We start from the raw sequence: 5,947 nt of genomic DNA, 5'->3' as shown, positions 1-5,947 counted from the left end.
CGACTGGACATAGAGGCGCAGCTGCTGTGCGCACTCCTGTGGGCTCAGCCCGTGGAAGCCCAGCGAGTGATCGTGCTGATCACCGCCGCAGACTTCGACCGCCCGATCTACGGAGCACTGTTCAGTCAGATCGCCGAACTCGTCGTCGCCGGCAAGCCCCACGATTCGGCGCACGTCGCTCTCATGCTCAGCCGTGAAGGTCTCACCGCCGGGCACCAGGGAAAACTGCTCACGACCGCGCTCGCCGAGGTCACGACACTCGGTGTGACCGGCGGCCCCGAGCATTACGTCGACGCAGTGATCACCCAGGCGTACCGGCGTGGATTCCACGTCGCTGCCCAATCCCTGGTGGACGCTGCAGAACGCCTTCCCGACCGGGACCTCTACGAGCACATGTGCGCCCATCGGCGCCGACTACGGGAAGCGACCGAACGACTCACCAAGATCCGGGGAGGGCACCTATGAATGACGACGAACGAGACGCGTGGAGCATGCATCATGCCGGGGCGGACTGGAAGCAGATCGGGCGCGAGATGGGGTGCACGCCCTCGACAGCGCAGTCCCTCGCGGCCGCGTACGAGCGCCGTACCGAAGAACAAGCCGCCCGGGAACAACTAGGGCTGTTCTGAACGACCGACTCACGCAACGCTGTTCTGAAACACCACCATCCATCACAAAGGTCGGCATCTCACCTGGAGATGCCGACCTTTTCTCGTCTGCTGTCAGTCTTTGACGCGCAGTCTCGAGGTGTAGACGAGTGTTTCCTGGAACGCTTCGTCCGCCGCGTCCAGGGCGAGATCGAGACGGCCCAAATTCAGCAGGGCCGCGTCGAACGCTTCCGGGCCGCTGATCGGTTCGCCGACCGTATCGGTCTCGAGAACACTCGAATCGTGCAACTGGTACTCGCGGACTAGAGCGAGGGTTTTGTCTTGCACGTCGCGCAGTTCACCGAGTCGCGCTTCGAGCTGAAGATAGAGGTCGCGGGGGGTGGCAACTGCAGTCATTTCTGGGCCTACCTTGCGCGGTCGCCGTTCGGAGTTCAAGATTTCTCCCCTTCTCGCTGCTGAGTGTAGCCAGCATGTCGACTATTTCTGCGGCCCGACGAGTAGCGGCCGGCACGTGCCTATTCTACATCAAGGGGTCTCTATGTAGAGTGTTGTCAGTTACCGAATAGAAGATCAGACGAGTGAAGGGGAGGACAGTCTTGTGACGGTTCACTTGATCGACCAGGAGTCGATTCGCGACGGGGCAGAGCTGGCGGTGCAGCGACCGATGGGTGCGGAGCACGCGCAGGCATTGGCTCAGGTGGCCCGCGAGTTCTACGAGCGCACCGACCCGCATGCCGAGACCGAATCTCTCGAATCGAACATCACGCTCGACGACGGCGACCTCATCTGGCACATCGGTGGCGGCTACGACATCTTGTTCACCGTTGTCGACGTCTCCGGGGCGCACGACATCCGAGCAATGGTCAGAGGGTCGGTGGGATGGGTTACCGTCGCAGACCACTCGGTCGACCCACGTGACGCCGTCTGCACCGCGCAAACGGTCTGGCAACTCATCTTGCGACTGACGGACTGAACAGCCACCGAAGGAGAGCACATGACGAAGGAAATCCACTTTGCGGAAGAGAACCCGATTCCGCCGGTGACGTTCTACGCCAGCCCCAGAATTCTCGCTGACCTCAGAATTCAGATCGACAACGCCAAATCCGCTGACGCGGCCGAGAAAGCGAAGGCGAAGAACTTATTCAGGTACTTGCTGACCGACGCCCGGAGGTACCGCTCCGTTCACGTGGAGAGCATCAAATCCGATTCTGTCTCCGTCATTTTCGACCTCGACAACCCGCTCGTCGCGCTCCTGCACGAAGCGAGAGAGGCCAACAGCTTGCCGCATGTGGACGAGATCGTGGAGGAGGCTCTCGCGCTACCGCGAACTCTGCGGGTGGAGGTTCCGTGGACCAGGATCAAGGCGATCACCGAACCGGTGCAAGCCACCTTCCGTCCGACTACCGCGTGATCGTCGCATAAGTCAGCGTCGCGCACTGACTTTCGCCCCGAGACGCCTAACACCCGCTAGAGAGGCAGGCCCGTGATGGACGGCAACACCTTCGCCACCGGAGTTTTCGTTGTGTTCAATCTTCTGTCCATCGCGGGCGCGGTGTTCTGCGCCCGACGGTCCTACAGCCGCCATCGCCGACCCGCACGGGCGATGGCGGCCGGTTTCGCGGGGTTGTTCATCGCGCCTCTCGTGCTGATGTTCTTCGTCGCTCTGGCGCGCCCACAGGGCGGCGTCGAAGGTTCCCGGATTCGATAACGATCGGTATTTGTGCAGGTCAGACCAGGTTTTTTCGTTACTTTGTAGTAAAATTGACCTCAGTAACTCCCCGTTTTCGTGCGGAGTTCCGCCCTGGATGGGCGCAGTCGAGGAGGTCGAGTGGCACGCAAAGACGTCAACCAGGGCGCGTTCGAATTCGAGGAAGAAGGAGCAGACAGTGGCACCGCAGAACGAGGAAATGATCGAACAGATCGAGGAGCTCGACGTGACGATCTCGGACGAGACACGGCGAATTCTGGTCGAGTGGATCGGCTTGGACGCGAACACGACCGAGGACCTGGAGAGGATCGACCGGGAGGCGTTGCGGCTGCAGCAGCTGACCGAGAACGCGAGCGGACCGCTGGAACAGCAGCTGACCGAGCAATGGGCCCAATCGAACCCGGGCAAGACGCCGACGTACTGGGACGTGGTCCAGGCGAAGGAATCGGCGTGGCGGGCAGCGCGGGAGATGGTGCTCTCTCAGGAGCTGTACCCCCAGGTGACGCCGGAGATCATCGCCCGCAGGACGGAGTTCGAGACTCAGGCGGACGAGTGGATCGACAAGGAACAGGAGCGGGCGCGGGCGGCACACGATCCGGATCGGTGGAAGAGCCTGAACGTGCGGCCTCGCCGCGTAGCGGATCGGATCGTTCACCGGGTGTGGCTGGAACGTCCGGCGTGGTTCCGTCAGTTGGCGAAGGCGCTGGTGGCGCAGCGGATCGAGGACAATCAGCCGGTGCCGATGACCGCGTTCGACCCGGTCGCGGACGAGCTGGCCGCGATGATCGACGAGGAAATTCGGCGCAATCCGCCGGCGGATCCGAACATGCCGTTCTAGCAGCGCAAGCGGAATGGGCAGCCGCGAGTGAGCAGCTCGAAGACCTCGAACGGCACGGGGCCACGCTCACGAAACGGCTGGGTGCGGCGCGGCGGGCTCTGGCAACGGCGCAGGAACGTGGCCTGGCCGCTGGTGTCGCCGCGAACACGGAGAACGTCAACAGCATCACCGGCAAGCTCGAACGACTCCGCATCGAGTGGCGTGTGCAGGCAGCGCGTGCGGGCGAGCTACGTAACCAGATGCAGGCACTGGGCGTCGACCCGCACGCGGTGCCCCGCGCCCTCGTGCAAGAAGTCGCCGCGGCTGACCGTACGCCGCAGGCGAGTTGGCGCAGCGACGCAATCACCAGGAAGCAGATCGCCAAGCTCGAAGAACTCTCCCGGCAGGTCGAGAAGCCGTTCACCGTCGATACGACGATCACCAAAGGCGAAGCGCACGATCTGATTTCGAGCATCCTGAGCGGCAACTTCAAGGAAGTGCAGTTCCGGGACCGGCCCCGTGGGCCGTTGCTCACCGCGCCGATCACACCCGAGCCCGAAGCGGCAAAGGTAGAGGTAGAGACGGCGGCGGCAGAAGCTGAGACCGAATCAGAGCGATCCGTCCCTGCAGAGGTTGCGGATCCGCGTGCCGAGATCACCGCCCGCATTCTGGCCACCCTCACGGAACCGGACACCGAGGCCGATCGGTATGCCAATCCGGCCGCCAACACCCCCGATCAGTTCCTGGCATGGGCCGAAGGGCACTTCACGAACAAGGCGCAGGTCGCCCTGGCCGACCTGATGACCGACCGCACCGCCCTGACCGACGAGATGTTCCTCGCGGGCCGCGCCGTGCTGCTCTATCGCAGCAGCTGGCAGCAGATCGGCCGCACCGCCGCCGAGGCGTACTGGCAGTCGCGCACCGAGACACCGCTCCAGGACCCGACGACCACCGCAGTGGTAGAGGCTGTCGTGGCAGCACGTGAGAGCGGTGAACGAGCCGTAGATGAGTCGTACCTGGAGACCGCTCACTATGCGGCGCAGACTGTGCTCGAGGTGGCGGGCGAGGAAGAAGATCTCGACCTCGACGGGTACGACGCCGCTGCGGTAGCTGCGCGTGAGCGCCAGATCGACGCGGTGCAGGAAGCGTTCGACCTGGGGATCATCCCGGAAGTTGAGGACTGGGAAGCGCGAGCTCACGGCGCATTCGACCCGGCGACACCGCTGGATCTGCCCTCGATCGACAGCGATCCCGGGTTCGCGGCCGCTCGCCTCAGGATCAAAGGTGAGATGGCCCGCCACACCTTCGAGCAGCAGTGGTGGCGCGGAGCGCATCGGGCGCAAGTCGACGCCGTCACCCCGGACATGGCGGCCTTGTTCGAGGAAGCGGCACGATCATCCGATCTGATCGAGACGATCGGCGGCCGGGACGTCGACGCGGCAGCAGCGTCGAAGCCGTACCGGGAGACGTTCGCCGCGACCATCGCAGGATTGGCCGAGAACGGGTCAGTGCTGCGGCAGGCGGCCGCCCAGATCATCAACGACTCCCCGCGGTCGTGGACTCCGGAGGACTTCGTCGAGTCCGTCGTCCAGGCGTGGAATGAGGCGCACCGCGACGATCTGACGTGGTCACCCCAGGTGAAGGCCGAGTGGACGGCGTGGATGCGTGAGCATCTGCGTTCGGAGCCGCTGATCGGGACGTGGGCGGGGTGGCCGGCGACTACCCGGGACGAGTGGCTCGAAGAAGGCATCGACATCGCCTTCCGTGTTCTGGCGCAGGAGCGCCCCGATCTGGCCGTGGCCACCGAGAGCATTCCGCAGTCCAGGTTGGCGGCCGAGGTACGGCAATCCGTCGTGCCCCACCTCTACGACGACCGCGATCCCGAAGTGGAGGGTCGGCACGAGTTTTTCGAGCACAGCGGCCACTTCGGAATCCGTCTCGAGTCCAAACACAGCGCAGCCATGCGGTACGTGCCCTCCCGCGGTTTCTGGGAGTACACCCTCACCGGTGGAACCTCCACCGTCAGCGGTGGCCGTGACCACCGCTTCGTGGTCGGCCGGCTACTCGAAGCCGGTGGGCACCCGATCCCCGAGTGGATCGACCGCGCCTACCGACCTCTCGATCAGGCGTACCGCACCGTCCTGGTCACAGCAGAGATGATCGCCCGCGGCCACGAGTTCTACCACGCCTCCGCCCACAGCGACCCGATCTGGCAGGACCGATCCTCAGCGTTCAACGCGGTCGGCTCATCATTTCAGCGGCACGCCCGCGCCCAGGTGATCGAAGACCTTCGCGCCGCACTGCCCACCGAAACGTCGCTCCTCGAAGCGGCGGGCTTCGATCTCGACTGGACCCTGATGGAGCAGGTGGACACACCCCTCCTGCAGAACTTGCGGCGCGAGAGCGCGGCACCGGATCCGTATCAGAGTTTCGACGTCTCGGACCTGACCGTTCACCCCGCCGGCCACGTCATCGTCGGTGATCCGGACGGCACCCACATCATGTTGTGGCAGTCGGTGTTCGATCGGCAAGGGCCGATCACCCTCGACGGGCAGCACTACGCCGGGATTGACACCTGGCGTGACGCTGTCGACGAGGCCCGCATTCTGTTGCCCCGTAAACGCGATGCCGAAGCGGCGGCTACCGCGGCCGAAGCGGGGGTGGAACAGCACTCCGACGTCAGCGCCGAGAACGAGGCGGAGGTCGAGCCGGAGCCCGAGCCGGAGCCGGAGCCCGAGCCCGAACGGAAAGCGGAGGCCGCGGCCGCCGCGGCCGCCGCGGAGGCCGCGACGTCGGCCCGTGCACGCGCGGGCG

7 protein-coding genes and 1 pseudogene are annotated in these 5,947 nt (G+C 64.7%); 7 read left to right on the top strand and 1 reads right to left on the bottom strand.

Features of this window, described 5'->3' with window-relative positions; translation table 11 throughout:
• Both WAW17_RS14080 and WAW17_RS14075 read left to right on the top strand, forming a co-directional pair.
• Positions 1-465, top strand: a 465-nt coding sequence (locus WAW17_RS14080; protein WP_422333574.1) for a DnaB-like helicase N-terminal domain-containing protein, incomplete at its 5' end; no start/stop codon positions are given.
• The gene (locus tag WAW17_RS14075) at positions 462-629 is read left to right on the top strand and encodes a hypothetical protein (protein WP_422333573.1); all 168 of its coding nucleotides are present in this window, start codon (positions 462-464) and stop codon (positions 627-629) included. The genes WAW17_RS14080 and WAW17_RS14075, both read left to right, overlap by 4 nt.
• A gap of 93 nt (positions 630-722) precedes the next feature.
• Here the strand turns inward: WAW17_RS14075 and WAW17_RS14070 are convergent, their stop codons facing one another.
• Positions 723-1,004 (bottom strand): hypothetical protein, encoded by a 282-nt coding sequence (locus WAW17_RS14070; protein WP_422333572.1) that lies wholly within the window; start codon positions 1,002-1,004, stop codon positions 723-725.
• Between the two features lie 202 nt (positions 1,005-1,206).
• Here WAW17_RS14070 and WAW17_RS14065 point away from each other — a divergent pair, with 202 nt between their 5' ends.
• From WAW17_RS14065 to WAW17_RS14045, 5 genes and pseudogenes are all read left to right on the top strand, one after another.
• Positions 1,207-1,581, top strand: a complete 375-nt coding sequence (locus WAW17_RS14065; RefSeq protein WP_422333571.1) for a hypothetical protein — start codon at positions 1,207-1,209, stop codon at positions 1,579-1,581.
• Between the two features lie 21 nt (positions 1,582-1,602).
• A complete protein-coding gene (locus WAW17_RS14060) occupies positions 1,603-2,019 on the top strand; it encodes a hypothetical protein (protein WP_422333570.1) in 417 nt (138 codons plus the stop codon).
• 75 nt (positions 2,020-2,094) lie between these two features.
• Positions 2,095-2,316 carry a hypothetical protein gene (locus tag WAW17_RS14055; RefSeq protein ID WP_422333569.1) on the top strand — a complete coding sequence of 74 codons (222 nt, stop codon included), beginning with the start codon at positions 2,095-2,097 and terminating at the stop codon, positions 2,314-2,316.
• Positions 2,317-2,494: 178 nt separating this feature from the next.
• The gene (locus WAW17_RS14050) at positions 2,495-3,154 is read left to right on the top strand and encodes a hypothetical protein (protein WP_422333568.1); all 660 of its coding nucleotides are present in this window, start codon (positions 2,495-2,497) and stop codon (positions 3,152-3,154) included.
• 203 nt (positions 3,155-3,357) lie between these two features.
• Positions 3,358-5,947: pseudogene (locus tag WAW17_RS14045) on the top strand (helicase); the annotation flags it as partial.

It is taken from the genome of Rhodococcus sp. (in: high G+C Gram-positive bacteria), assembly GCF_049286785.1.
Lineage (GTDB): Bacteria > Actinomycetota > Actinomycetes > Mycobacteriales > Mycobacteriaceae > Rhodococcus_F.
This window is presented reverse-complemented; position numbering and strand designations above follow the sequence as displayed.